Genomic DNA, 26,336 nt, shown 5'->3' with positions numbered 1-26,336 from the left:
GCTATAACTTGGCCTGCCCCCGCTTAGTCCCATATTGTGACATCCACTCCTTGTTCAACCTAAAACATGACCCATTAACTTTTTCTATACAACATTCAAAATTATTAGGCTCATTGCCATATGCTTAGTCAGTTTTTTATACGCAATGTATTATTGGAATATGTTGAACACATCTTTCATTGCCAAATATGTTATACTATTAGTAAAGAGGGTGGCTAAATTGAAAAGCAATAAGTATAATACTGGTGAAACAGTAACCATTCAGGATACTAATGAATCAGTAACCATTAATAAATGGGCATATGTTAAAAACATGAAGAGATATTCTTATACTGTTAAAGAACATCCGACTACTTTTTTCTTTGAAGAAGAATTTAAAAAAGCTTAATGACAAGTCACTAAAAACCTACTCAGTCAGAGTGGGATTTTTTTTGCTTTCATTTTATTGCACAATAAAAAACAGACTCCCATCGAGGAAGTCTGTTCATATAGGTTACGATTTAATTTTAAAATTAAGCTTTTTGAACGTTAGCAGCTTGAGCTCCACGTGCACCTTGCTCAACTTCGAAAGTTACTTTTTGACCTTCGTCTAAAGATTTGAAACCTTCGCTTTGGATAGCTGAGAAATGTACGAATACATCGTCTCCGTTTTCGCGTTCGATAAATCCAAAACCTTTTTCTGCATTAAACCATTTAACTGTACCTTGTTCCATTGTTGTTGCCTCCTAGTGCATAACACACATTGTATTACTATTTTTAATCATTTGGAAAATAACGAGTATCCTCTTCCACAACCAAAAACAATTCTTTATTAGATTAACATGAATTGATGCAGATAGCAAATTTTCCAGTGATAATTTAAAGATGGCCACATTCTTTTTGCCTTCTTATTTTCTTTATTTATCCAATTTAATGATTCAGATAGTAATTAATGGGTATATCAGAGTAATAAGAAACAGTACGATGTTCACTTAAAGAATTATCAACAAGGAGGACACTCAATGAAATATTACAAAGTTTCTAATAGCGGTTTTGACAGTAAGGTCATTGTAGCCTATAGCGGGTATGAGGCACTCGGGTATTATTTAATGGAAATCGATGATCAACTTGGTTTTGTTGATGATATAGATGTAGAAGAAGTGGATGCTGATGATCGAGTCGAGATTTCCTATACCGGTTATCCCGTTTATAAGACACTTAAGGAGCTATATCAAGAGAAAGATTTTTGGCAAGTTCCTAATGTTGTCGTGGAAGTCGAATAATGAATCACCCCACCTTTTAGGAGAATTCGAAGTTACCTCCCAATCAACCCGGTCAAATAGTATTTGGTAATTGCCAGATATTCACGGGTATATGACTTCAACAGTGACACTTTTGGTGTCTTTGCCGGCAATCCCTTCATGTCCAAGCCTTCTTTTTTTGCTATTTCGACTGCCCGGTAGATATGAAAGTCATTGCTAACGATTAACCCTAAAGTTGCTGTATCAGGAATGAGCTCTTTTGAGAAAACAATATTTTCGTGAGTTGTTGTAGACTTGTCTTCCATCATGATGCGTGCTTCTTCAATTCCTTGGGCGATTAGCCCCTGTTGCATTGCTTTTGCTTCCGATATATCTTCTCCCGGTCATTTGCCGCCAGATACAATGACCACTGTATGTTTATTCGCCGATAAATATTCTGCAGCTTTATCAATCCGGTATTGTAAGGATAATGATGGAACCGAACCTTTGACCCTTGCTCCAAGAATCATGAGGTAATCGGCATTTTCCGGAATTTGCTGGTGAATGCTTTCCTGAATTTTCATGTGCAAAAATCCAAAATACCCAAGTACCGCAATGACACATATTACATAAAAAAGTTTCATCGTCTTTTTCAAATTTTTTCCCCGCTTCAGTTTCTTATCATATATAACTTTCATTACCATTAACTCCTATATAACTAAGATCGAAGAGAGGGAAATCATGAAAGACTTCCCTCTCTTCTCAATCGGACAGTTTATTCTGCGACCATATCATCATATATCAATTTTCCAATTTTACTGATTACTTGACGGCTTTCTTCCTCTGATTTCATATCTTCAGTAAGAACTGCAGCATAAACAGTTTGTGTTTCTGACCGAATGATTGCACAATCATGGGCAACTCCCCGAATTCCGCCCGTTTTGCTTGCGACCTTGACTCCTCTGCCCATCAGAGATGGAAGTTTATCCCTTAATTGCTGATTGTCAAATACATGCAATATTTTTTCCCGGCTTTCTTTCGTTAAAAAGTTGCCTGTATGTATGGCTTTTAAGCAGGTAATCGTATCTTCTGCCGAAATGGTATTGTCGCGCCCTTCTTTTAATGCCTTAAAATCCTGCATTTTCCGTTCAAGGACAGTATTTTTCAAACCAAGTTCCTTGATGCATTGATTGATTTCTTCAAAGCCCAACAGGTTCATCATCATATTCGTGGATGTATTGTCGGAAACAGTTATCATCAATGTCAGTAAATCCTCTACGGTCAAAAATACCTTATTCGATAAGACATGCAGGACCCCAGATCCCCCAGTCACTTCACTAGGCGGGATGGTCACTGGTTGGTTCAAATAGATTTTCTTTTGTTCACTTTGACGATAACCTTCGATGATCATTGGTATTTTGATCAAACTCGCTGATTGAAAGGATTCATTCTCGTGATATCCAATCGTGTCCCCAAGACCATTTTCAATTTTATATGCGATTCTCCCATTAAATGTTTCAACTAATGCCAAAATATCATGTTCTATAGTTTGTAAGGTCATCTACTCCCTGTTCCTCCCTTAGATATCATTTAAACCCCTATAAAAAACTCCCTTATACCCTAACTTATTCTACCATGTTAAAAGCAGTACAATCTTATTAGAAATTCCAAATTGAATAAATTTTTGTATAAAAAAATAGCCTTCATATTTGAAGTCTACAGTTTTTTTGCTTGTACAAATTTGGACGTTGATTGGAACGTAGGCACTCGCTTTCCGCGGACGGTCCGCCCTCGGCGCACTTGGCCTGTGGGGTCTCCCTTGGACTCGCTATTCCCGCAGGAGTCTCGCACACCCGCTCCAGTCAACTATTAAAAATTTAGATAGAACTCCTTTTGCCTACAATCTTTTTTGTTTTAAAATAAATTTATTAAAACTTGAGGTGATGAGGATGCTTTCGAAACATCATTCTATTCAACGAGATCAACTTGAATTGATTACTTTAGATCAACTGGTGCAGGCGAACCATTTGGTTCGTAAAATGCAGGCTTCCATTGACTTCACTTTCATTTATGATTTGGTGAAAGATATGTATTCGAAGGTAGGAAGCCCAAGTATTAATCCAGTTATTTTAGTTAAACTGATTCCGAACCCCATAAGTCTACAAACAGGAGCCTTCATATTGAAGGCTCCCTTAATACCTGTCATTCATCTAGCTTTAACGGCACGGCCCTTCACTAATGGGAATCGTTTCTTCTCGGTGGTATCCACTTGAGTGATTTCACCATCATGTACGGTAATTAAAACCGATCCATATTGCAGATCCTCCAAGCTTGAAATGATATGCCTGATTTTCAATTCTTCTTTCTTTTCCATAATATCTCCCCTTCACTACTGGTAATAAAGCTTCGTTTTCACCTAATGTAAAAAAGGTTCGCACGACAAGCACATGTGCGCTTCCCACTTTCAATGTTTTCTTGGGAACTTGGTTTACCTATCATATCCTCATCACTTAACTTTCCGTATAAGAATAACCAGTTAATAGGAACTCCATATTCCCTCCCTTCCCTATAAAAAATAAAAGGCACCCGCCATCTAACAGATTAGATGTAAGGGTGCCTTTAGTTGACTAATCGGCAATATTCGGGAATGGCAAATGATATAGAAAAATACGATTTAATGTGGCAAACCACATTATTCTTACCAACTAACTTGGTATTTACTACTATAATCCAATTTTATCCTTTTGTCAATCCTGTGTTTAAATTTTCTGATTAGTCCGCCTTTTACATTTTACTTATTTACCACTTTACCAAACTAAACTATTTGAGATATACTATTTTAGTATAAGTTGTCGGTATAAACACACACTTTGTATATAAGAAAGGTTCGATATAAATGGTAAATAAAAAATGGGGTTTATTGATTTTGACCACTTTCGTAATTGGAAATATGGTCGGCGGCGGAATTTTCATGCTCCCTGCTCAATTAGCACAGGTATCCAGTCCGTTAGGGTCCACATTAGCATGGATCGTTACTGGACTAGGAGTTTTTCTAATAGCTTTGGTGTTTGGTAACCTGGCAGTCCGGAAACCTGATTTGAAGGCTGGACCTCAAAGTTATGCTCAGTCATTATTTAAATCTCCTGTTAAAGGAAGGGTTTCAGGGTATAGCATGGCTTGGGGGTATTGGGCTGCGAATTGGGCTGCGACAGCTTCTGTCATCATTTCATTTGCTGGTTACCTTTCAACGTTTTTCCCTGTGATGCATAGTCCAAAAGTGATTTATACAGCGGGTTCGTTTCAACTTGAACTAGGTAAAACATTAACGTTTGCGGTATGTTCTGTTGCCCTTTGGGGGATTCAGGCAATCTTGGTAAGAAGTTTTAACAGTGCCGGGAAAATGAATCTTTTTGCTACAGTTACCAAAGTGCTTGGATTCTTATTTTTCATCATTATCACGATATTCATCTTCGATACTTCCAATCTAGGAAACGGAGCTGAATTTTATGATAAGGCGGGAACTGCAATCTCCCTAGGTGATCAAGTGAACGCTGCTGCCATTTCAACATTATGGGCCTTCATCGGTATCGAAGCTGCCGTCATGCTTTCAAACCGTGCCAAGTCACAAAATGATGTAAAGAAAGCGACGATTCTTGGTTTACTTATCGCTGTTGCCATTTATATCGGCATTACTTTATTGACGATGGGTGCCATATCACAAGACGAGTTGAAAATATCACAAAAACCGCTTGTTGACGCACTACAAGCAGTAGTTGGTTCAAGCGGCACGTATATAATGGCTGCTCTAGCCGTCATTTCCTTATTGGGATCGACGATCGGTTGGATTGTCGTTGCCTCGGAAGTTCCTTACCAGGCAGCGAAATCGGATTTGTTCCCGGCCTATTTTGCGAAAGCAAACAAAAATGGCACACCTGTCCGTTCTATGACAATAACAAATATCATGACACAGATATTCTTATTCTCCACTATTTCAGGTACGATTTTGGAGGCTTATAAATTTTCGATGATCGTCGCTACACTCGCTTACTTGATCCCGTACCTTGCATCCGTTCTGTATCAATTGAAACTTGTGATGACCGGGGAAACCTATGACATCATGAAAGGCTCAAGGGTACGTGATGGCATTATTACAATCTTGGCGTTAATCTACTCGATCTGGGTCATCAAGACAGGTACAGCGGATATGAATACATTCATACTAGGCATAGCCTTATATGTATTCGGAATCATCCTATACCCACTCTGGATGAGAAAAAAAGCATAACCTTAAACACCTAGGCATTTTTAAATGCCTAGGTGTTTTTTATATATCTTTCACAATCAATCTGGTTTTCAGCTGTACCGTTTCCCCTGAGCATAACTCCCTCAATCCAGTCAATTTTGCAGGCAAATCCAAATTAGGAGCATTCGTTACCCAAGTATATGGTTCAGGACAGACGAACCCTTCCTGATTGAACAATACCCAAAACTTAAAATGTTGATCGCCTTGATAGATGACTTGTATGCCAGCCTCTTGATCAGTGAGAATGCACTCGTTTTCCGGATTTCTTTCCTTATCATAGCCAAATAAGTCATCAAATTGCCGGCCGTCCAAGCTAATACCGTTTTGGATTTCCAATGTATTGGCAGTTTCATGTATTGCACCTGTGGGCAATGATCTTTCATTCAACTCCCAATGTTTATTGACGGGAAGAGATATTCTGCAATCCTCCCATTTACTCACTGGTCCAAATGGAAAATTGAATACAGTATGATAACCTGCTCCCCACGGAAATGGTTCAATGCCCTTGTTGGTGATTTCCAATTGTATTTCCAATGTTTCATCCCTTAAAGATAAAGACATATTCACAGTGATATCTTGTGGAAAGCTACCTTTTAGATCAAAATCACTGCTTGAGAATTCAGTATTAATCACGATTTCTTTCCCGTTCACTTCCTTTTTGCGGACTTTCCACGGCATGTCATGCAAAAACCCATGAATATGATTGGATTTTTCCATTTCATTGATTGGAAACTTATACGAAGTCCCCTTATATGTAAATTGACCATCTTCTATTCGATTAGGAGGAAACAGGATTGGCATTCCGTATAAAATGGAAGCTTTTTTATACTCCTCCACACTATCCGGAGTTCGCAGCAACTCAATATCCTTATGCTTGTATTTCAATGAAAGCAGATTGTTTCCTAAAGATGGTACAAGGATCGCTTCCACTTTTTCATTACCGAACTTAATGGCCTTTTCATTTAAAAAAGTGATATCTTCTATATACCCTTTCACTTTTTCTCCTCCTTTGACTTGAACATATATCCATCCTACTTCCACGGACCATTTATTGCAACAAATGGAAAATATATTTCGTCCTTACTCTTTCTAAGTTTGAAATAGTATATATAATCGAGGATTTTGCTTAATTTACTTTGCTATTTTTCTATTTTCTTTTTTTCCCTTTCCTTCTTCCGGACGACTTGTAACTTTTCAAATAAAAAAAAGATGCCGTTACGGCATCCTTTTTTACTCATCTATTACTTTCACTTACCAAAGCCACTATACCTTCATCATCATCCAAAACAAGTTCAATACCTGAGTATGGATCTTTATTCATATATTCATCCAGCCATAAACGAAGCGCTTCTATCAAGTTGATGGTGATTAACACTTGTTTCCGGCCATCGACAAACGCTTCCGCCGAAAAGCCATAATCATCATCATACATTAACTCCACTTCCACCTCATTAGGTTGTACCTGCTTTTTACGGGCAATGTAAACACAAACCGCATTGATGATATCTTGTTCGGAAATCTTTAGCCTCTCCATGGGTTTGGATCTTCTTTCTTCTTCTTATCTTTGAAATATGTGAATATTTTACGGATTACAACGATTAATACTACAACCGCCATCACGTTGATTAATAGACCAAGTATAGAACCAAGGGCTCCCATATTGGCAAATAGGCTACCAAAAAGTAAACCTGCCAATCCTCCTAGCATAAGTCCTTTCATTAAGCCGCCTTTTGCGAATGTGTTTCCACTCTTGGCTTTATTGGCAGTAGTGGCATCGGATTTCTTCGTTTGTTTATTTTGGAAATTCGAATTATTATTGTTGTTGCTGTTAAAGCTTCTTTTTCCGGACTTGTAACCCCTTGCATCGACTGACTCCGTATGATCCTGGAATACATAAGTGCCGACTGGCGAGAATGCTAGTGTAATTGTAAGTAATGCAGCCATAAATTTTTTCATCATGTTTTTTGCCTCCGTTTAATAGTATGGAATGTTGTTTCATTATATCTTTACCCAGATTACTGAAAGTCCACATCACCTATCCTTATTTTATCTTATAGTATTTACGTTGAATATCAAAATAAGTTTCATTTTTTTTGACTTTTTTTAAAAAAAAATAAGCAGGGGCATTTTCTCCCCTGCTTATTATTGAACTATTAGTTTACACGAACGACACGGCCGTTGTATACACCTGCCCAATATCCACTATCCATATTGGCAATTGCAACACCTGTTGAACTTTGGGAACCGATAAACTTGCCGCCGCCGACATAAATCCCGACATGCCCATCCGTTTTATAGGTATTGAAAAATACTAAATCTCCAGGTTGTTTTTGACTATCAGATACTTGACGTCCCGCATTTTTCAATGCATCCGTACTGGCTGGAAGGTTCACACCAGCTTGTTTATAAGCCCATGCAACGAATGCTGAACAATCGAAAAGACCGTTAGCAATATCGGATGCCGTTCTTCCGCCACCAAATTTATATGTGGAGTTACCGATATATTTATAACCTGCAGTAATGGCAGAGCCTGTATTTGCACTGCTTGGCTTGCTAGATGTTACGGTTTTACTGGCTGCAGGCTTACTAGCTGCCGCAGGTTTATCAGAACTGTTTTTAGATGAATTTGAAGATGATTCAGCTTTAGAAGAACTTTTTACAGAAGCCTCTCCTTTAGACGAACTTGATGATTCTTCGCTAGAAGAACTTGAAGATCCTTCACTGGAAGCATTTGAAGAATTCACTTCTTCAGCAGCACGGTCAAGATCTGCTTTTTCCGATGCTTTACGTTCTTCCTCTTTTTTGATATTTTCACGAATAGAAGCTATTTGTGCTTCTAGACCAGCATCTTTATTCTCTAAAGATTGTTTAAGCGCTTCTGTTTCCGATTCTTTCTTTTCGATCTTAGCCTTCATGTTGACAGTTTCAGCTTTTTGATCTTCAATTTGAGATTGCATGCCTTTAAGCTCTACTTCCATATCCTTAAGGCTTTGCAATTTCTTCTCAACGGTCGCTTGTTTTTTCTCTAAGTCAGCTTTATCCGCTTCCTGCTCGCTAAGAATCTGTTGGTCAGCTTCCACGATAGTGGCTACCGCCCCAACACGATTAACGAATTCACCAAAGCTTTTAGAACCTAAAACAACTTCTAGGTACTCAACGTCCCCGCCGCTCTCTTGGAAAGAAAGTGCGCGCTCTTTCAAGACTTCCTCGCGTTTTGCGATTCTTTCTTCCAACGCTTTAATTTCTTTCTTTAAAGATTCTATGTCTTTTTCGGTGTCATTAATTTCTTGTTTAGTATCTTTGATTTTTTGGTCATTTTCTTTCATTGCCGATTCGATCTGGGCAATTTGGGCATTCATTTTCGATTGTTCTTTTTTCAATTGCTGAATAACTTGTTCTGCCTCTGAAATATCTGATTGTATTCCAGTACGTTGCGATTGAATATCCGTGATAGATTCAGCTTTTACAGACGGTATGGCAAAAGCGCTTCCTAATCCAAGCATAATTGTCGTGTTCAATACGATAAGTTTTTTCTTCAAACTCATTTCCCCTGCTTTCCTCCCCTTGCATTTCCATCGACCCACTTCTTTTTCTCTATGAAAAATGATTAGTCAAAACAATTTGCTGGGAACTCTTCTCTATTTTTTTTACTCTTTATGTAATCTTCTAAGGTTGAGATAATATTAAATACATTTCTTAAACTCTACTATGTTTTCATCTAAGTCGTAGTATATCATCAGATTTTGTCAAATACGTAATAACAATATTACAATTATATTTCAATTTTAACATTAAACATAAAGATTCGACTTTTTCACGTGATAAAACATCCAATATCTTACATAATCACCTTCACATTTCGATGCAAGACTTTCTATCTAGTGTTTAGCACCAAGGGACCATGGACTATTGGCAGACAAAAACTCACCACCTGTGAAGGCACGGTAGCCCTTTTGGAACAGATTTCAGCTCATTTACCAATCATGGAGGAAGGTTTTCTGAAAGTCTATTAAAAAAAACCGCTTTCAGCGGTTTTTTCGTCAAGATTCGACCCACTCTTAAATTCCAGCCATAAAGTCGACAAAAACTTTCAATTCTTTCGGTCGGACGAATACCCTTTCCCCTTTGCTTATTTCCAGATTCAAATATTGTTCTTTCGTCAGTTCGATTTCCAGCGGTTCGTTTGTATCCTGACGAATGACTTCTATCCGGACGATGGGGCCAATTGTATGGATGTGGTCAACTATGGATGCGATCGAATCCTTTTCCGCTGGTTCTCTTTCTATGATAAAGTTATGGGCCCTTACATAACCAGTGCCCGCTCCATCTTCACTGCCCGGGGCATTCATTTCTACATTGCCAGTAACCAATTTCCCTTTATGCACGTTGCCCTTGAATAGATTGACACTGCCTAGAAAATCATAAACAAAGGGATTTTCAGGGTGATCATATACTTCTTCCGGGGTTCCAATCTGTTCAATTTTCCCTTCATTCATGATTACGACCCGATCAGCAACATCCATCGCCTCTTCTTGATCATGAGTCACGAACACGCTCGTAACATTGAATTCATCATGAAGTCTTCTTAGCCAACGACGAAGTTCTTTGCGCACCTTGGCATCCAATGCCCCGAATGGTTCATCAAGCAAGAGGATATTCGGTTCAACGGCAAGTGCCCTTGCCAATGCGACACGCTGGCGCTGGCCGCCTGATAATTGCGATGGATAACGATCTTTATATCCTTCCAGCTTGACGAGTTGAAGCAATTCGGTAACCTTTTGTTCGATAACTTCTTTACTGGGCCTTGTTTTTCTTGGGCGAACCTTTAATCCATAGGCGATATTATCAAAAATGGTCATATTACGAAAAAGGGCATAATGCTGAAAGACGAAACCCACATTTCGATCTTTTACATGCTTATGCGTGTAATTCTCTTCATTAAAAAGGATTTTTCCGTTCTCAGCCTGTTCAAGGCCTGCGATGATACGCAGTAATGACGTTTTTCCCGATCCGGAAGGGCCAAGCAGGGCTACGAGTTCACCGCTCTTTATTTCCAGATCGATGTTTTGGAGTGCTTGATAGGACCCGTAATATTTTGTAACATTTTCAATGATGATACTCATTTCATTCCTCCTATCTCGCTTTGGTCGATTTAAAGTCCGTTTTCCATTCTATGAAGCTTTTAATGATCAACGTTATGATTGCAAAGATGGACATCAGGGATGCAACCGCAAAAGCGGCCGAAAATTGATATTCATTGTATAAGATTTCAATATGAAGCGGCATCGTATTGGTCATGCCCCGTATATGGCCTGATACGACCGATACAGCTCCAAACTCCCCAATTATTCTGGCATTACAAAGGATGATTCCATATAAAAGTCCCCATTTTATATTGGGAAGCGTCACATACCAAAATGTCTTGAACCCTCCCGCACCCAGCGTGAGTGAGGCCTCTTCTTCAGACGTCCCCTGACTTTGCATGAGCGGGATCAATTCGCGCGCAATGAATGGGAAGGTAATGAAAATGGAGGCGATGACAATCCCTGGTATTGAAAAGATCACTTTAATGTCAAGTGATTGCAGCAGTGGACCAAGTGTTCCATGTAAGCCGAACAGAAGGACAAAAATCAACCCGGCAATGACCGGTGAAACGGAAAAAGGCAAATCTATCAATGTTATTAAGAAGTTTTTTCCCTTGAAATCATATTTTGTTATCGTCCACGCAGCAACCACTCCAAATATGGCATTGAGCGGCAAGGTGATGAGGACAACGATCAATGTTAACTTAATCGCAGCCACGGCATCAGGATGGGCGATGGCCGCAAAATAAGCTTCGGCACCTTTTTCAAAGGCTTTTACAAAGATTGCGATTAATGGGACTACTAAAAACAAAGTGAGAAATAGCAATACAATGGAAATGAGGATCCACTGTATGGATTTAGGCTCTTTAGTTGCGTTTCTCGTAATAATGACTGGGTGATTCGCTTTTGCAACCACTGAATGATCATGTTCCATCATATCCCCCCTACTTCCCTGAATATCTTTTGCCGGTCCACCATTGTAAGATATTGATGGTCAACAAAATTAAAAATGTAATAATGAGCATGACGGCTGCAACAGCTGTTGCACCTTCATAATCATACTGTTCAAGCTTTGTCATGATGATCAGCGGGGAAATTTCCGTTTTAAATGGCATATTTCCGGCAATGAAGACAACGGATCCATACTCTCCAAGTGCCCTCGCAAAAGAAAGGGCAAAACCCGTCAATATCGCTGGAATCAATTCCGGGAAGATGATTTTAATGAATGTCTGCATTCGATTCGCCCCTAAAGAGGCAGATGCTTCTTCCATCCCTTTTTCGATATTTTCAAGCACCGGTTGAACCATCCGCACCACGAATGGCAGACCGATAAATATAAGGGCGATGATGATCCCTGCGGGAGTGAAAGCGACTTTAAAGCTGAAAAATTGCCCGATCCATCCGTTAGGTGAATACAAGGTGGTCAACGTGATTCCTGCAACGGCAGTCGGGAGGGCAAAAGGCAAATCAACCAGTCCATCGATGATCCTTTTGCCGGGAAACTCATAACGAGTAAGCACCCAGGCAATCAATACACCAAAAACTGCGTTAACAAAGGCCGCAGTTAACGCTGTCAAGAAACTCAATTTATAAGAAGCGAGAACCCTCGGTTCAGTTATGGTCGCCCAAAAATCCTGGAACCCCATTGAAAATGTGTTTAGAAAAACCATCGATAACGGGATCAAAACGATGATGGTGAGATACAGCAGCGTAAAACCCATCGTCAATCCAAAACCGGGTATGGTCCTCTTTTTCGTCTGTTTACCTTCAGTCACTATATTCATCGCTTCGCCTCAACCCTTTTTCTGATTTATGAAGGAGAAGATGTTAAAGCCACACCTTCTCCTTCATGCTTACTGCTGTTGGTAAATCTCGTCAAATGTGCCGCCATCATTAAAATGTGTTTCCTGGGCTTTTTTCCAACCGCCAAATATATCATCAACAGTCACCATATCGATATTGGCAAATTGGTCTCCATATTCAGCGAGGACCTTCTCATCCCTTGGACGATAGAAGTTTTTCGCGGCAATTTCCTGACCGGCATCCGTATACAGATATTTCAGGTAGGCTTCGGCCACTTCCTTTGTTCCTTTTTTCTCGACCACTTCATCGATAACAGCTACCGGTGGCTCTGCTAATATACTGATTGAAGGGTTGACGATTTCATATTTGTCATCACCGAATTCTTCCAGTGTTAAATAGGCTTCATTCTCCCAAGCGATCAGTACGTCACCGATTCCCCTTTCCACAAAAGTGGTCGTTGCACCGCGGGCCCCTGAATCCAGGACTTCAACATTCTGATAAAGTTTTTTCATGAAATCCTTCACTTTTGTTTCGTCATTATCGAAATTTTTCTCCGCATAAGCCCAGGCAGCCAGGTAATTCCACCTTGCCCCTCCGCTTGTCTTTGGGTTTGGCGTAATGACGGATACATCCTTTTTAATCAGATCATCCCAATCTTTAATGCCTTTAGGGTTATCCTTTTTCACCAAAAACACAATCGTTGATGTATATGGTGTCGAGTTATCCGGTAAGCGTTTTTGCCAATCCTTCGCTAATAGGTTACTAGCTTCATAAATGGCATCAATATCATAAGCCAATGCCAATGTAACGACATCCGCCTCCAATCCGTCAATGACAGCCCTGCCCTGTTTACCAGATCCGCCATGTGATTGTTGTATCGTTACATCCTGACCTGATTCTTCTTTCCAGTGCTTCACGAACGCTTCATTGAATTCCTGGTACAATTCCCTTGTCGGATCATACGACACATTCAAAAGCTCTACTGACTTCGATGTTCCGTCCCCTTTCGTATTTTCCGAGTTGCATCCAGCAAGTACACCGAAGGCTAAAATCAAACTTGTCAATAACATCAACTTTTTCATGAGCTTCCCCCTCTTTTTACAGCAAAAAAGGCATTCTATTTCCCTTCAATTATTTTTCGGGAGATAGTATGCCTTCAGTTCTCTGATCAGCAATTATTTTGATTTTTGTATATCCTTACCATAAAGTAAAGTTTACCAAGTTGTCAACTAGGTATTGCATGTCCCTTTAATTAAATTCATTCACATTTTGCAGGTTGAAAAATTCCCTATACGAAAAGGGCTCGATCCACCGGGAGATCGAGCCCTTTTTAATACCTTGCCAACAATTATGAATTTGATGATTTTTGATAAAGCTTATTTTCCACGATATACTGATAACACTGATCGGGCAGTAAATATCGTGGTTCCCCGCCCATTGCAAATTCATCCCTTATATATGTAGAACTGATTTCCATGGAAAGGCCTTTATCAATAAGGTGAAATGTATTGCCATCATCATAATTCCTTAGCAATGGACTTTTGGATATGATTTTCAGCATATCGATTCCATCACGGGCCATGACGATGAATTTATGATTGGCAATCAATTTTTCCCTGAATTTCCATCGTAAGTGTACCGGCAGCTCCTGATTATCAATATCTTCAAGTAAATCTGCACCCATTATGAAGTAAACTTCGTCTTTTGGAAATCGAGATTTAAAATATTCCATCGTATACCAAGTATATTGTTTACTCGTTCCGGCACGTTCATTAATTTCATAATCACTGACTTCGAATATCGGGTTGCCCCCTATTGCCAGCTCGAGCATTTGCCAACGGTGTTCATTGCTTGTTTTCATCTGTTTATCGATACGGCCATTTGCGCAAGGTAAAAAAATCACCTTGTCCAGCTTAGCACGATGCGCAATGGTGGATGCTGTCCATAAATGCACATTCGTGACCGGATCGAAGGAAGATCCGTAAACCCCAATTTTACCCATCATTTTATCCCCCTCATCAGCCTTTCTTCTTCACCACGGCCCTGACCGGGCTCCCGTCCCCTGCTTCCAATGCCAGCGGCAATGCAGCCAAATCGTACAGCCCAGGCTCCAGTCCATCAAGGACCAGCCCTTCGAGTATATGAATTCCACAGCCTGACAGTTTATTGTGGGCAGGTAATTCTTTGCTGTCGAGACAGTCGACTGAAGGTAAATCAAGCCCAAGGAGCCTAACCCCTTTATTTGCAAGGAAGGGAGCTAAATCTGGTTCAACCGGTGGAATCCATTCCGGAAAACCGCTAAGGTCCTTCCATTGACCTGTTGCCACCAACAACCTCCGGACCCCTGTCAATTCGATGCCTTCAAAAGCTTTAATGCCCATGCTTTCAGCTGAATCCACCTTTATTACAGTAGCAGTGCCAATATATAAATCAAGATCGAGTTCGATGATTTTTTTTCCATTCTCATCAAAATGATAGGGAGCATCAATATGAGTTCCTAAATGTGTACTCATCCGGATTTCCCCTACATTGACGGAAGACCCTTCAGCCATTGATGGATTCAGCCGATATGAATATTGCGTATCTCCTGGCCAATATGGCGTATTTTCATTGAGGCGCTGAGAAATATCTAACCATTGATTCATGTGTTCACCCCTCCTTACAGTTTGGTCCTTAATGTCCAAAGTTCAGAAAAAAATGGCTGTTCGACCACTTTCTTCAGATAACTTACACCGGACGATCCGCCAGTTCCCTTTTTATTGCCGATGATACGTTCTACGGTGCTCATATGATTGAACCTCCAGAATTGTTGTTGACTACCAATATCAACGAGTTTTTCGGCCAGCTCATACAAATCCCAGTAGTTATGCACATCACGGTAAACGGTCAGCCACGCGCTTTCAACACTTGCATTTTCCTGATAAATGACAGACCAGTCCCTGTTCAATACCGATTGATCAATGGGAAGTCCCCTTGCAGCCAAAGCCCCTATAGCCGCATCATAAATACTAGGTTTATTCAAGGCTGCCATCATCGACTCATAAAGCTCGGGCTGATGACGGAAAACGGCCAATATTTGCGAATTCTTTTGACCCATCGCAAATTCTATCAACCTGTTCTGAAATGATTGAAACCCTGAAGAGTTTCCTAGTTTCTCCCGGAATTCCATATAATCGGATGGCGTCAATGTCGAAAGCACATTCCAGGATTGAACTAGTTGCTGTTGAATTCTGGCCACTCTGGATAGCATCTTAAAGGACGGCTCCAAATGTCCTGCCACAATATGATCAGTTGCCGCAGTCAATTCATGGAGGATCAATTTCATCCATAATTCACTTGTTTGATGAATGATGATGAACAGCATTTCATCGTGATGGCCGGAAAGCCGATGCTGACTTGATAAAATTTGATTTAAATGCAGATAGTCCCCATAGGACATATCTTTTTCAAAATCAGTTACCATATTTTCTTCCAAACGATGTTCATCCCTTGGATCCTTATCCATACCATCCCTCTTTCCCTTTACTTTCTTTTGAATTTCGACATCAATAAGTAAACGATGCAAAGAAAGATCAGCCAAGGAACCCCGAACTGGAGTACGATTTTAAATGGGCCAGTGAACCAGGTGGATACCGTCAAAGCAAACAAAAGAAATGCACCCAGAATCGTTAGATATGGAAATCCATACATTTTAACCGGTAATTTGCGGCCCCCTGATTTCTCCCACCTCTTCCTGAAATACAAATGGGAAATAAACACCATGAACCAGGTTAGAATGGCTCCGAACATCGATATCCCCATCATGAATGCATATGAAGTATCCGGAAGCAGGACTTTTACTCCTGCAGCAAGAAATATTCCTAAAGTGGATATGAGAAGGGCCCTTAGCGGGACACCTTTCCTGCTCACTTTTTGAAATAGGGCTGGAGCCTGATGTTGCTCGGATAATGAAAATATCATTCTGGTGGAGGCATATAATTGACTATTCATTGCAGATAAAGCAGCGGTTAAAATAATGAAATTCATTATCCCAGATGCCCCGGGAACATTCAGGATTTCCATTACCTTGACAAATGGGCTCTTATCAATACCGGCAGCTTGCCAGGGAACAATCATTAACATGATCCCGATAGTCAGTACATAAAAAGTGGCAAGCCTGAAGACAGTTGCCTTCAAAGCTTTAGGTACGGCTATATCCGGGTCCTTTGCTTCCCCCGCCGTCACCGCAATCAGCTCAGTTCCTAAAAAGCTGAAGAGCGAAATGAATATGGCGACCCAGAGCCCCCAAAATCCGAAAGGCATAAAACCTCCATCACTGGCATAGTTCTCTACACCGATCCCGCTTGAAGGTTCGGCGCCAATCACCACATAGGCCCCCAGTAGAATGAATATGACAATGGCGCTTATCTTGATCATTGAAAATACATACTCAAAATTGCCGAATGTATTGACACTCGTCGCATTTACATAGATTAGCAGTGCAGCAAAAAGGACAATCCAAATGCTCCCAGGCACAGCCGGAAACCAATATTTCATATAAACAGCGATGGCACTCACTTCGACACCAATGGCAAGAACATTCGCTATCCAATAGGAATACCTCACAACAAAACCCGCAAATGGACTTATATATTTTTCCGCAATGGTTCCAAAGGATCCCGATGTTGGATGGGCTACAGTCATTTCCGCCAAACATCCCATCAGCAGAAGGACAATGAATGCACCTATTGCATAGCTGATAAGTACACTTGGACCAGCCGTTGAAATCGCAAGGCCGCTGCCCAAAAATAACCCGGTGCCAATTGCACACCCCATGGCTATCATAGTGATTTGATTCGATGATAATTCACGTTGAAGCTTACTTTTCTCCATATGTTGCTCCCATTCTAGGCAATGATTCCCCTTTTATTTTCATAGTTTTCATATAAATTGCCGTCCATGACCTTCTTTAGTACCTGTACAGTTTCGTAGACTTCCTGAAAAGAGGTATAAAGAGCGACAGGTGTTAAACGAATCATATTCGGTTCACGATAATCGGGAATGATGGCCTCTTGTTTCAATGCTTTACATATTCTCGCAGCTTCTTGATGTTCAAGGATGATATGACCGCCCCTTTTTGATTCATGCCTTGGGCTCCCAATTTCAAATCCATATCCCGTTAATTCCAATTGTATTAAATCCATAAGATATTGAGTCAGCCTCAAGGATTTCTTTTGAACTTGTTCCTTCCCCCCCCCCCGCTTCCTTCCAATCCACTTTTTTTCATTTGTAAATCCCTATCCCTTCCCATGCCAACCTTATCATTCCGTCAGGATCTTTTTCAATATAATCCTTTTTATCAAAAATCATTGTGTAGTGGTTGGTTTCATCATATTTCGGCCAAATTTCACCTTCCGGGGGGTTGGGGTTTCCATATTTCGCAAAGTTGACCCAATGGCCCTGCATTCTATGGGATACCTTTAGGGCAGCTGACCTTGAACCATATGAAACAATCCGTTTCCCGAATGCCGAGTCGAAGGTCTGGAAAGCAAAAGGGATTTCCATACCATGCGTCGCCCCTAATTTACTTATGCGCATGGCCGCCGTTTTATAATCAAAACGATACATCCATGTTTTTTCAAAGCGGCTGTATGCCTCCGCATACCAAACCGAGGGAATATGGAAAGTCGCATCACGGCCAATGCCTAGTACAGCTTCCTTTTCTGGGTAGTTTGTATAAGCGTTCGTAATTCGCTCTTTCGCCTTCGGATCAGTATTTTCGAACATTTTATGAATCATCGCCGTATTAGTTGGGATTAGAGGGGGGGCCATCTGATCGAATAATGTCGCTTCGTCCCTATTTGTTCCTATAAGCAAGGGTATACCCCCTGTTCTTCCCGATCGAATCGAATCTAGTGGATAATCGGGCAGGAAGTCACCATCAACGACTGGTCCAAATGCTAGGGAGCCCGGCATTTCCTGTGAATTTTCCTGTAAAAGTTGGTGGGAGGCAGCGACAATCTCTTGAACCGGAAGGGTTTTTAGCCGGTGGCTTTCACCCTTTCCAATGCCCAATATCTCAAGGAACTTTTCACTCAATTGGCGCGCAAATCCTTTTCCGTAAACAGATGTCGGAGCAGGACTTTCTGCAATGGCCTGCTTAAAAAGACCCCTTGCTGAAGGTACAGTAAGTAAAGTCGTCACCGCATTACCACCAGCTGATTCACCAAATATCGTAACATTATCAGGGTCGCCGCCAAAAGCTTCTATATTTTCTTTAACCCATTTCAAAGAAGCAACTTGGTCACGTAAACCTAAATTGTTTTCAAATATTTCCCCTTCACCTGCCAACTCGGTAAAATCCAGATATCCCAGTGCCCCCAGCCTATAGTTGATGCTTACCACGACTACATCTCCATTTTTAGAAAGTAAGTGTCCATTGTACATATCAAGGGATCCAGCTCCCGTTATATATGCTCCCCCAGGAATCCATACCATGACCGGGCGTTTTTTATCATCAGCTCTAGGCGACCAAATATTCAGGAACAAGCAATCCTCATCCATTTTTTCATTTGTGCTCATCCCTGTTCTTACCGCACGATCCATCGGCTGCGGGGGAACGGGACCAAAATCCACTGCGTCCATGACACCGCTCCAATTATCAACTGGCTCCGGAGAACGGAAACGCAGTCCATCAATCGGCGCTTTCGCATACCTGACTCCACGCCAAACGCATATATCGTTTTCCATAGTACCTTGAAGATGTCCTTTTACCGTCGTAACTATTGATCCAATCATTCCCAATCACCTCTTCATATAGTAGTAGATATGTAAGTTCTTCTTTTTCCATTCCCTTATATCCTTCATCTTTATCGAAAAAAGATCTATATTGTCAGTTCAGCCAAAATAAAGGAATGCTATCGTATATAAAGCTCCGGTTATACTCAGGAGTTTGAATTGTTATTTTAAATAATGGTTTTCATTGACCCGTTCAACAAAAAAAAGACCCAATCAGGTCTTTTTTTGTTGAACTCGGCAAAAATCTTAGGCAAGCATGGCAAGGATACTCAATAAAGAGCTGCCCCGAACGGAAAGCTGCTGTGCAGCATATGTTAATTGCTGTTCATCGAGCTGTTCCAATAAAGGCTTTAATTCCAGCAATTCATTCTCCAGTCCTCTAAGGTCTGTAGATAGCTTGTCCACCATCAAGAGCACCTGCTCAGAATCAACAGTGGTTTCAGACAAGACTTGTAACCGTTCCTTGATTTCAGTCAAAGGCATATTCTGTTCTTTAAACCGATTAATCATTTGAAGACGATTTAAAGCATCTTCTGTGTAATACCGATATCTTGACCCCGTTTTTTCATAGTTCAGCATTCCTAATTGTGTGTAATAGTCAATGGTTCTTCTCGAAACATTCGCAAGTTCAGCAAGCTGGCCAATCCGATATACATTCATCCAGATAGTCACCTTCTTTAAAAAATCTACTGTTAACGATACTATAACATATCTATCCGAAAAGGTGACTTCAAGATGAAACTATTAGACTACTTTATCCGAATTGCCCTTCAGCTGCTTCTTGGCAAAATACAGGGCATCTTCCTTCGATTTAAAAAAGTGCTGTTTTTCTATTTTATGATACAATCCAGTGCTGAGTAACAATTCCTTTGGTTGCTTCTGAATTCCGGAAATGATCAATTTCCCCTTATATTTTCCGATGCGATTAACGATCGCCAATAGTGCTGCCTCTGCTGAAGTGTCCATATATGTTACCCGGCGCATGCTTAATACCAACACTTTCGTCTTATTATCCAAGTTCTCCAATATCGATGACTCCAGGACGTCTATCGAACCAAAGAAAAGAGGTCCTTCCAAGTTATACACATTGATCTTCGAATCCGAATTATCAATTGGAACAATCTCGGTAATCTCATGACTTCTTTCCCTAACCTTTAACGTGTGGCTCATTTTTGCAATGAAGGTGATGAATGCAATCAATAAGCCGATTCCCACTCCCATGATTAAATCAGTGAAGACAGTGATGAGGAAGGTGACTAGCAAAACCGCAGAATCCGCCGTCTTCGTTTTCAATACATGAGCGAATTCCTTTCTTTCACTCATATTCCAGGCAACAAACATCAATATGGGTGCCATGCTAGCCAAAGGTATATGCGCTGCAAATGGGGAAAGCACCAGCAAAACCAGTAAAACGACAATTCCGTGAATGACTCCGGACATCGGGGAGGCTGCCCCGCTTTTTATATTGGTAGCTGTCCTGGCTATTGCGCCTGTTGCAGGTATCCCGCCGAAGAATGGCGTCGCGATGTTCGCGATTCCTTGACCAACCAACTCTTTATTACTATCATGCTTGGTACCCCCCATGTTATCCGCAACGGTAGCGGATAACAATGACTCGACACCGCCTAACAAGGCAATCGTAAAAGCAACTGGAAGGAGTGTGATAATGACTTCCACTGATAGCTCCGGCACTTGGAATTCCGGAAAACCTTTCGGAATCGCTCCATACGTAGAACCAATCGTAGCCACCTTATCGGGAAATAAAAAGTAAGCTGCAATTGTGGAAATCAGCAGACCCAGAAGCGGTCCTGGCACTCGTGGCAAAAGTCTAGGTGCCAGCAGTATGACGACCAAACATATAATTGCAACAATCACACTATATAGATTGATCGTGTCTGCTTTAATCACCAGTTCCTTCATGTTATCCATGAAAGCTTCATGTTTTTCCACTTTCATACCAAGGAAGTTAGCAATTTGCCCTGAAAAGATTATTATCGCAATTCCTGTTGTAAATCCAATGATGACAGGACGGGGAATGAACTTCATCAAATTACCTAACTTAAGCAGACCCATCAGGACTAACATTATCCCCGCTAAAAACCCGGCAATAAGCAGGCTTTCATACCCATATTGCATAACGATTCCAAATAATAAAGGAACGAACGCCCCGGTCGGCCCGCCAATTTGATACTTGGAGCCACCCAAAATCGAAATGAGGATTCCTGCGATGATGGTCGTATATAACCCGTATATCGGTTCGACGCCTGAAGCAATTGCAAAAGCCAGTCCTAAAGGAATGGCTACAACCCCTACGACCAATCCTGCCGTTACGTCTTTTTGAAAACCCTTCATGTTATATCCTTGAAATCTAGAATCTTTTATCATCTTTTTCAAACTCACATCCTTAATCGTTTTTTAAGATTGGAATCTAGCATCATCATGAAAATGACATTCTTTCATTTTAGAGGGAGTTACTTGTTTGAAATTAATCAAATTATTGTAGGCATTTTTCAACGGGACAAACCAAGCGGGGGACTTTTCAAAACTAAGAAATAATCGTCATATATAATCTCCTTTTGTAAGGTTATTTTACATGGTTTCGACCATGCTTCAACATTATACAGTAAAACGTAAAACTGTACATTGTTAGAAACGTTAACATTTGTTTACAACTTTTTGAATATTTTTACATTAATATTACAATCCGGGACCATTTTTCCAGTCTAGTTAATTTGAAGCCGGAGATTCAGACTACGAATCAGGAGGTTTGAACTTTGGTCTAATTCCCCATACCGGAAACTTGATCAGTGAACAATGGAAAAAAGCATGTTTTGAGAAAGATTGCTCAAAACATGCTCTGCCCTATACACAAAACCTCTTGATTAAAATAAAGTGGTTTTCTAAGTTTGTAGACAAAAGTAGTTCTATCTAAAGTTAAGTTGATTGGAGCGGGTGTGCGAGACTCCAGCGGGAATAGCGCGTAAGGGCCCCGCAGGCGCAAGCCAAGGGCGGACCGCAAGCGGAAAGCGAGTGCCTGGAGCGGAAATCAACGTCCAAATTGTGCAAGCCATAAAAAAACTATAGGCCCAATCATGTAGACCGGGACCCACAGTTTGTAGACGGAAAACTTATCTTTCATCAAATGATATTCCCAAACCAACACCTTCAACTCTTCATGTTTGGTTTCTAATTATATGCTATAACAAAGTTGATTGGAGAGAAAGGTACGAGACTCCTGCGGGAATAGCGCGTCTTGGGAGACCCCACAGGCGCAAGCCGAGGAGGCTCGCGGACCGCCCGCGGAAAGCGAGTGCCTGGAGCGGAAATCAACGTCCAAAGTCTAAAAACCAATAAAAAATCGTAGACATACTCGATTTTCATTGAGTTTGTCTACAGTCTGACAAACCCCTTGATTAAGATCAAGAGGTTTCCTTTCAATTTACAGCTCTTCTCCTCTCGTCTCGATAATATGCTTATACCAATGAAACGACAGCTTCTTTTTCCGTTTTAACTGATCATGATGATCCACGTAAATAAATCCGTATTGCTTCTTATACCCGTTTAACCAACTTAAAAGGTCAATGACAGACCATGCGTAATATCCTTTTAAATGGATACCTTCTTTGATTGCACGTTTAATCACTTTTAAGTGTTCCTCAATATACTTAATGCGCGGAACATCTACTACTTCACCATCGATAATCGGATCCTCATCACCAAGTCCGTTTTCTGTAACATACATTTTAATATCGCCGTAACGTTCTTTTAACATATGCAGCCCATCTAAAAATCCTTCAGGTGAGATTTCCCAACCCCATTTTGTATAGGTTTTATCTTCCATTTTTACAGTCCGATAAAAGCCATCAAAAGACGGGTTCCCTGGAGCCAGAGTAGATGTTTCTCTTGAATGCTCCATGTTTGAAACGGCTTCCAGGTATTTTTCCACCCGAATGGGCTGGTAATAATTGAGTCCAATAAAATCATTTTTCTCCGCATTCCTTTTTAGCGTATCCAGTTCTTCTTCTGTCCAACTTGGTGTCCAACCTCTCTCCTTTAATTGCTCAACCACATAAGCTGGATATTCACCTTTTAAAATTGGATCATAATACCAAAAGGTTTCATATTCATTGGCATGCCGAGCAGCTAATACATTTTCATGTTTGTCATCAATACTATAAGCTGGCAGGAATACATGGGTAATCCCAATTTCACCGTAATGATTCAGTGCCTTGTATACCTCTACCGCTTTGGCATGTGCATAAAATACATAATGTGTTGCTTGAAAGTATTTATTTTCATCGTTTTGGATTCCAGGCGGGTGCGCTCCTTTTAAATACCCTAAACCGCAAAACATAACCGTTTCATTAAACGTAATCCAATGTTTGACTCGATCTCCGAATGCGCGAAAACAAATCTCCGCATACTTGACGAATGCTTCAGCTGTTCGCTTATTCGTCCATCCCCCAAATTGTTCAAGCGTCAAAGGCAAATCCCAATGATACAGCGTAACAAATGGGACAATCCCATATTTTAAGCATTCATTAATCACATTATTATAAAATTCCAAGCCTTTTACATTGACTTCCCCATCACCTGTTGGCAAAATACGGGCCCATGAAATGGAGAAGCGATATGATTCAAGTCCCATCTCTGCCATTAATTTAATATCTTCCTTGTAACGATGATAATGGTCTATCGCTACATCCCCATTTGTACCTTCAAAAGTTTTCCCCGGAATCTTTGAAAAAACATCCCAATTCGTTATACCTTTACCATCTTCATCCCATGCTCCTTCTATTTGAAAAGAAGCAGAAGCTGCTCCGAATAAAAAATCGTGTGGAAATTTCATTAAAAATCCTCCCTTTTCATACCTGCTTATTAAATTGATAATAATATATTTTATTCATTGGTACAAATATTAATTTGATTATTTGGCTTTAATTCATATTTGACTGCATGAACTTTAAGCATAAAAGATAGTATTTACTGTGAAGGAATGAATAAATCAAGATAAAAAAAAAGACGTTAGTTCTGGTGAATCAATTTTCCTTTTTTAGTAAGAGATGAATGATATACATCTAGTTGTTAGTTTCATATGAACATATGAAAAAACCGTCCACCTTAAGGGGACGGGTTCATATCTTTCAAGATGTCGGCAATTAACTGGAGGATGTGCAGGTAAGTCTTTTCTGAAATAAAAGACTCAATGAAGTACGGCACCAATGTATTACCATCCACTTAAAAGGTATCTTGGAGAACTATCTTTCTCTCCATTTCATATATTCAGACTTTATCATTTCCCATTGAAGTTCTTTCGTTGCATGTACCTGATAATCGGCTTTAAAAAGAGTCTTTCCCACACCTACAGCGAACATCCCGCTTGCCTTGATGGCGTCAATCCCTGCAGAAGCATCCTCAATTCCGATTGATCGTTTTGGATTCGCATCGAGTTGTTTACATGCCGTCAAGAAAATTTCTGGATCAGGCTTCGATTTTTTCACTTTTGCAGCATCTACAACGTAATCAAAAGTTTCCTCTAACTGGAGTGCCTTTAATACAGTGCTTGCATTTCTGGAAACAGAAGCAAGACCAATGGAAATTCCTTCGAATTTAATATGGGTAATCAGCTCCAAAATCCCTGGCAGTATATCTTGAGGCGTCAATTCATTCAGAAACTCACAGTAGTGAAGGTTCTTTTTTTCAGCCATTGTTTCTTTTTGGCTTAAAGTAAAGTCATGTTGCTGATTCCCTTCTTGTAAAATCAACTCAAGGGAATCCATGCGGCTTACCCCTTTTAGCCTCTCGTTAAAGACCTCGTCAATGCCAATACCCAGTTCACGAGCCAGTTCTTGCCAAGCCAGGAAATGATAATGCGCGGAATCAGTTATGACTCCATCAAGGTCAAATACAACTGCATCAATAAATCTTTCTTCCATTATAATCGACCCTCTCTTATCGAAGAAGTGCTGCAACATTTCGAGATGTTCTCTCTATATTTTTAAATGCGCCGCCTAGAATGTTTTCGATTGGAAGTATTGCAGGAATGGTCGGGAATATGGCATCAAACCCATGATCGTAAAGAACTTCAGATCCCTCACCCACACTTCCGCAAATCGCTACTACTTTCGCTTTTGGTGGTGCGCATTTCGCTACACCTGAGGGTGCTTTTCCAAATATTGTTTGGCGGTCCATTTTCCCTTCTCCCACAATCACTATATCTGCATCTTTGCAAATTTCTTTTACCTTTAGGTACTCTAACATAAGTTCAATGCCCTTTTTTAGTTTTGCCCCTGTAAATAACACCAGACCGGCGCCAATCCCTCCCCCTGCACCACTCCCTGGTAAGCAGGAGACATCCATCCCTAAGTAATTTCCTGCCATTTGATAAAACCTGTACATGGCTTTATCCATTTCACCCAGCATATCTTCTGGAAGCCCTTTTTGCGGACCATAAATATAGGTTGCGCCGTTATTGCCCGTTAAGGGATTTTCCACATCTGCTGCAATCGTAATATTGACAAGATCTAATCGCCGGTCACGGTTACTATCAGACATTGAAGCAATATTAAAAAGATCCTTGCCGACACCCTTTACTGCTTTTCTTTCAACATCAAAAAATTCATAACCAAGCGCGGAAGCCATACCTACCCCTCCATCATTGGTCGAACTCCCGCCAACTCCAATGATCAATTCTGAAGCACCTTGGTTCATAGCGTGAAGCATCAGCTCACCCACACCAAAAGAAGTAGTATTTAAGGGATTTCGTTGATCTAGAGGTACAAGATGTAATCCGCATGCTTCCGCCATTTCGATAAATGCTGTTTCACCATCATTAGAGAAAGCTATTTTCGCTTTAACCGGCAGTCCCAGTGGACCGGTAACGGAAATGCTTTCGACTTTTCCCCCGTGAGCGGATACCAAAGCTTGAACAGTGCCTTCACCGCCGTCTGCAATTGGAAGCAAATGATACTCCGCTTTTGGAAAAATGGACTGAAAACCGGATTGAATGGCTCTTGCGACCTGGTCTGATGGTAAACTCTCTTTAAATGAATCTGGTGCAATTACAATTTTCATGTTTACCTCCTGAATGATGCCTGATGAGTTCTTCTTATGAATAATCGTGAAAGCAAGCAAGTAAAATCCATTCAA

At 40.6% G+C, this 26,336-nt stretch carries 25 protein-coding genes and 2 pseudogenes; 4 read left to right on the top strand and 23 right to left on the bottom strand.

Going from position 1 to position 26,336, the window contains the following annotated elements:
* Window positions 1-220 precede the first annotated feature (220 nt).
* Window positions 221-388 (top strand): hypothetical protein, encoded by a 168-nt coding sequence (locus ACJ9PY_RS06825; protein ID WP_164468809.1) that lies wholly within the window; start codon window positions 221-223, stop codon window positions 386-388.
* 124 nt (window positions 389-512) lie between these two features.
* Here the strand turns inward: ACJ9PY_RS06825 and cspC are convergent, their stop codons facing one another.
* Window positions 513-713, bottom strand: coding sequence for a cold shock protein CspC (gene cspC / locus ACJ9PY_RS06820; RefSeq protein WP_034314312.1), 201 nt, complete (start codon window positions 711-713; stop codon window positions 513-515).
* 288 nt (window positions 714-1,001) lie between these two features.
* Here cspC and ACJ9PY_RS06815 point away from each other — a divergent pair, with 288 nt between their 5' ends.
* Entirely contained in the window at window positions 1,002-1,262 is a 261-nt protein-coding gene (locus ACJ9PY_RS06815) for a hypothetical protein (RefSeq protein WP_048687304.1), read from the top strand.
* Between the two features lie 32 nt (window positions 1,263-1,294).
* Here the strand turns inward: ACJ9PY_RS06815 and ACJ9PY_RS06810 are convergent.
* A pseudogene (locus ACJ9PY_RS06810) lies at window positions 1,295-1,876 on the bottom strand (YdcF family protein).
* A gap of 119 nt (window positions 1,877-1,995) precedes the next feature.
* Complete coding sequence (locus ACJ9PY_RS06805) at window positions 1,996-2,781, bottom strand: serine hydrolase (protein WP_048687307.1); 786 nt, start codon at window positions 2,779-2,781, stop codon at window positions 1,996-1,998.
* 388 nt (window positions 2,782-3,169) lie between these two features.
* Here ACJ9PY_RS06805 and ACJ9PY_RS06800 point away from each other — a divergent pair.
* A pseudogene (locus tag ACJ9PY_RS06800) lies at window positions 3,170-3,361 on the top strand (IS5/IS1182 family transposase); the annotation flags it as partial.
* A gap of 65 nt (window positions 3,362-3,426) precedes the next feature.
* Here the strand turns inward: ACJ9PY_RS06800 and ACJ9PY_RS06795 are convergent.
* Window positions 3,427-3,594, bottom strand: coding sequence for a YezD family protein (locus tag ACJ9PY_RS06795; RefSeq protein WP_065311211.1), 168 nt, complete (start codon window positions 3,592-3,594; stop codon window positions 3,427-3,429).
* Window positions 3,595-4,116: 522 nt separating this feature from the next.
* Between ACJ9PY_RS06795 and ACJ9PY_RS06790 the strand changes: the two genes are divergently transcribed.
* A complete protein-coding gene (locus ACJ9PY_RS06790; RefSeq protein ID WP_063577009.1) occupies window positions 4,117-5,505 on the top strand; it encodes an amino acid permease in 1,389 nt (462 codons plus the stop codon).
* 39 nt (window positions 5,506-5,544) lie between these two features.
* Here ACJ9PY_RS06790 and ACJ9PY_RS06785 read toward each other — a convergent pair whose 3' ends face one another.
* The 19 genes from ACJ9PY_RS06785 to ACJ9PY_RS06695 all read right to left on the bottom strand — a co-directional run bounded on the left by ACJ9PY_RS06785 (window position 5,545) and on the right by ACJ9PY_RS06695 (window position 26,261).
* Complete coding sequence (locus ACJ9PY_RS06785) at window positions 5,545-6,519, bottom strand: aldose 1-epimerase (protein WP_411739689.1); 975 nt, start codon at window positions 6,517-6,519, stop codon at window positions 5,545-5,547.
* Between the two features lie 238 nt (window positions 6,520-6,757).
* Window positions 6,758-7,057, bottom strand: coding sequence for a YxcD family protein (locus ACJ9PY_RS06780; protein WP_034314323.1), 300 nt, complete (start codon window positions 7,055-7,057; stop codon window positions 6,758-6,760).
* Window positions 7,045-7,479, bottom strand: coding sequence for a hypothetical protein (locus tag ACJ9PY_RS06775; RefSeq protein WP_063577813.1), 435 nt, complete (start codon window positions 7,477-7,479; stop codon window positions 7,045-7,047). The genes ACJ9PY_RS06780 and ACJ9PY_RS06775 overlap by 13 nt, the downstream gene beginning before the upstream one ends.
* 197 nt (window positions 7,480-7,676) lie before the next feature.
* The gene (locus tag ACJ9PY_RS06770; protein ID WP_307730045.1) at window positions 7,677-9,068 is read right to left on the bottom strand and encodes an NlpC/P60 family protein; all 1,392 of its coding nucleotides are present in this window, start codon (window positions 9,066-9,068) and stop codon (window positions 7,677-7,679) included.
* Between the two features lie 513 nt (window positions 9,069-9,581).
* On the bottom strand, window positions 9,582-10,646 hold the full coding sequence (locus ACJ9PY_RS06765; protein ID WP_034314325.1) for a sulfate/molybdate ABC transporter ATP-binding protein: 1,065 nt from the start codon (window positions 10,644-10,646) through the stop codon (window positions 9,582-9,584).
* Between the two features lie 10 nt (window positions 10,647-10,656).
* Window positions 10,657-11,541 (bottom strand): sulfate ABC transporter permease subunit CysW, encoded by an 885-nt coding sequence (gene cysW / locus ACJ9PY_RS06760; RefSeq protein ID WP_095390066.1) that lies wholly within the window; start codon window positions 11,539-11,541, stop codon window positions 10,657-10,659.
* Window positions 11,542-11,551: 10 nt separating this feature from the next.
* Window positions 11,552-12,391, bottom strand: coding sequence for a sulfate ABC transporter permease subunit CysT (cysT, locus tag ACJ9PY_RS06755; RefSeq protein ID WP_400449540.1), 840 nt, complete (start codon window positions 12,389-12,391; stop codon window positions 11,552-11,554).
* Between the two features lie 69 nt (window positions 12,392-12,460).
* Window positions 12,461-13,492 carry a sulfate ABC transporter substrate-binding protein gene (locus ACJ9PY_RS06750; protein WP_411739688.1) on the bottom strand — a complete coding sequence of 344 codons (1,032 nt, stop codon included), beginning with the start codon at window positions 13,490-13,492 and terminating at the stop codon, window positions 12,461-12,463.
* Window positions 13,493-13,758: 266 nt separating this feature from the next.
* Complete coding sequence (nadD, locus tag ACJ9PY_RS06745) at window positions 13,759-14,412, bottom strand: nicotinate (nicotinamide) nucleotide adenylyltransferase (protein WP_063596417.1); 654 nt, start codon at window positions 14,410-14,412, stop codon at window positions 13,759-13,761.
* Between the two features lie 16 nt (window positions 14,413-14,428).
* Window positions 14,429-15,055: an arylformamidase gene (gene kynB / locus ACJ9PY_RS06740; RefSeq protein WP_411739687.1), complete on the bottom strand. Its 627-nt coding sequence runs from the start codon at window positions 15,053-15,055 to the stop codon at window positions 14,429-14,431.
* A gap of 14 nt (window positions 15,056-15,069) precedes the next feature.
* Window positions 15,070-15,915, bottom strand: coding sequence for a tryptophan 2,3-dioxygenase (kynA, locus tag ACJ9PY_RS06735; RefSeq protein ID WP_411739686.1), 846 nt, complete (start codon window positions 15,913-15,915; stop codon window positions 15,070-15,072).
* A gap of 17 nt (window positions 15,916-15,932) precedes the next feature.
* Window positions 15,933-17,282 carry an amino acid permease gene (locus ACJ9PY_RS06730; protein WP_057278934.1) on the bottom strand — a complete coding sequence of 450 codons (1,350 nt, stop codon included), beginning with the start codon at window positions 17,280-17,282 and terminating at the stop codon, window positions 15,933-15,935.
* 14 nt (window positions 17,283-17,296) lie between these two features.
* A complete protein-coding gene (locus ACJ9PY_RS06725) occupies window positions 17,297-17,662 on the bottom strand; it encodes a hypothetical protein (protein ID WP_411740246.1) in 366 nt (121 codons plus the stop codon).
* Between the two features lie 10 nt (window positions 17,663-17,672).
* On the bottom strand, window positions 17,673-19,187 hold the full coding sequence (locus ACJ9PY_RS06720) for a carboxylesterase/lipase family protein (protein WP_411739685.1): 1,515 nt from the start codon (window positions 19,185-19,187) through the stop codon (window positions 17,673-17,675).
* A gap of 246 nt (window positions 19,188-19,433) precedes the next feature.
* Entirely contained in the window at window positions 19,434-19,847 is a 414-nt protein-coding gene (locus tag ACJ9PY_RS06715; RefSeq protein WP_057278932.1) for a MerR family transcriptional regulator, read from the bottom strand.
* 84 nt (window positions 19,848-19,931) lie between these two features.
* A complete protein-coding gene (locus tag ACJ9PY_RS06710) occupies window positions 19,932-21,572 on the bottom strand; it encodes a SulP family inorganic anion transporter (protein ID WP_411740245.1) in 1,641 nt (546 codons plus the stop codon).
* A 1,054-nt stretch (window positions 21,573-22,626) separates the two neighbouring features.
* The gene (locus ACJ9PY_RS06705) at window positions 22,627-24,036 is read right to left on the bottom strand and encodes a glycoside hydrolase family 1 protein (RefSeq protein ID WP_411739684.1); all 1,410 of its coding nucleotides are present in this window, start codon (window positions 24,034-24,036) and stop codon (window positions 22,627-22,629) included.
* Between the two features lie 409 nt (window positions 24,037-24,445).
* The gene (pgmB, locus tag ACJ9PY_RS06700; protein WP_098864384.1) at window positions 24,446-25,123 is read right to left on the bottom strand and encodes a beta-phosphoglucomutase; all 678 of its coding nucleotides are present in this window, start codon (window positions 25,121-25,123) and stop codon (window positions 24,446-24,448) included.
* 16 nt (window positions 25,124-25,139) lie between these two features.
* Window positions 25,140-26,261 (bottom strand): glycerate kinase, encoded by a 1,122-nt coding sequence (locus ACJ9PY_RS06695; RefSeq protein ID WP_411739683.1) that lies wholly within the window; start codon window positions 26,259-26,261, stop codon window positions 25,140-25,142.
* Window positions 26,262-26,336: the final 75 nt, after the last annotated feature.

It is taken from the genome of Peribacillus sp. S4, assembly GCF_046715815.1.
GTDB classification, from domain to species: Bacteria; Bacillota; Bacilli; order Bacillales; family DSM-1321; genus Peribacillus; species Peribacillus frigoritolerans.
The sequence above is the reverse complement of the archived record's forward strand: the minus strand, read 5'-3'. Positions and strand labels throughout refer to the sequence as shown.

Coding starts and splice junctions, on each gene's coding strand:
- ACJ9PY_RS06730 (WP_057278934.1), bottom strand. CDS start 17,282: ATGGAGAAAAGTAAGCTTCAACGTGAATTATCATCGAATCAAATCACT.
- ACJ9PY_RS06750 (WP_411739688.1), bottom strand. CDS start 13,492: ATGAAAAAGTTGATGTTATTGACAAGTTTGATTTTAGCCTTCGGTGTA.
- ACJ9PY_RS06770 (WP_307730045.1), bottom strand. CDS start 9,068: ATGAGTTTGAAGAAAAAACTTATCGTATTGAACACGACAATTATGCTT.
- ACJ9PY_RS06765 (WP_034314325.1), bottom strand. CDS start 10,646: ATGAGTATCATCATTGAAAATGTTACAAAATATTACGGGTCCTATCAA.
- ACJ9PY_RS06805 (WP_048687307.1), bottom strand. CDS start 2,781: ATGACCTTACAAACTATAGAACATGATATTTTGGCATTAGTTGAAACA.
- cysW (WP_095390066.1), bottom strand. CDS start 11,541: ATGGAACATGATCATTCAGTGGTTGCAAAAGCGAATCACCCAGTCATT.
- ACJ9PY_RS06790 (WP_063577009.1), top strand. CDS start 4,117: ATGGTAAATAAAAAATGGGGTTTATTGATTTTGACCACTTTCGTAATT.
- ACJ9PY_RS06775 (WP_063577813.1), bottom strand. CDS start 7,479: ATGAAAAAATTTATGGCTGCATTACTTACAATTACACTAGCATTCTCG.
- pgmB (WP_098864384.1), bottom strand. CDS start 25,123: ATGGAAGAAAGATTTATTGATGCAGTTGTATTTGACCTTGATGGAGTC.
- cspC (WP_034314312.1), bottom strand. CDS start 713: ATGGAACAAGGTACAGTTAAATGGTTTAATGCAGAAAAAGGTTTTGGA.
- kynB (WP_411739687.1), bottom strand. CDS start 15,055: ATGAATCAATGGTTAGATATTTCTCAGCGCCTCAATGAAAATACGCCA.
- kynA (WP_411739686.1), bottom strand. CDS start 15,915: ATGGATAAGGATCCAAGGGATGAACATCGTTTGGAAGAAAATATGGTA.
- nadD (WP_063596417.1), bottom strand. CDS start 14,412: ATGGGTAAAATTGGGGTTTACGGATCTTCCTTCGATCCGGTCACGAAT.
- ACJ9PY_RS06695 (WP_411739683.1), bottom strand. CDS start 26,261: ATGAAAATTGTAATTGCACCAGATTCATTTAAAGAGAGTTTACCATCA.
- ACJ9PY_RS06780 (WP_034314323.1), bottom strand. CDS start 7,057: ATGGAGAGGCTAAAGATTTCCGAACAAGATATCATCAATGCGGTTTGT.
- ACJ9PY_RS06715 (WP_057278932.1), bottom strand. CDS start 19,847: ATGAATGTATATCGGATTGGCCAGCTTGCTGAACTTGCGAATGTTTCG.
- cysT (WP_400449540.1), bottom strand. CDS start 12,391: ATGAATATAGTGACTGAAGGTAAACAGACGAAAAAGAGGACCATACCC.
- ACJ9PY_RS06710 (WP_411740245.1), bottom strand. CDS start 21,572: ATGATAAAAGATTCTAGATTTCAAGGATATAACATGAAGGGTTTTCAA.
- ACJ9PY_RS06815 (WP_048687304.1), top strand. CDS start 1,002: ATGAAATATTACAAAGTTTCTAATAGCGGTTTTGACAGTAAGGTCATT.
- ACJ9PY_RS06795 (WP_065311211.1), bottom strand. CDS start 3,594: ATGGAAAAGAAAGAAGAATTGAAAATCAGGCATATCATTTCAAGCTTG.
- ACJ9PY_RS06720 (WP_411739685.1), bottom strand. CDS start 19,187: ATGATTGGATCAATAGTTACGACGGTAAAAGGACATCTTCAAGGTACT.
- ACJ9PY_RS06705 (WP_411739684.1), bottom strand. CDS start 24,036: ATGAAATTTCCACACGATTTTTTATTCGGAGCAGCTTCTGCTTCTTTT.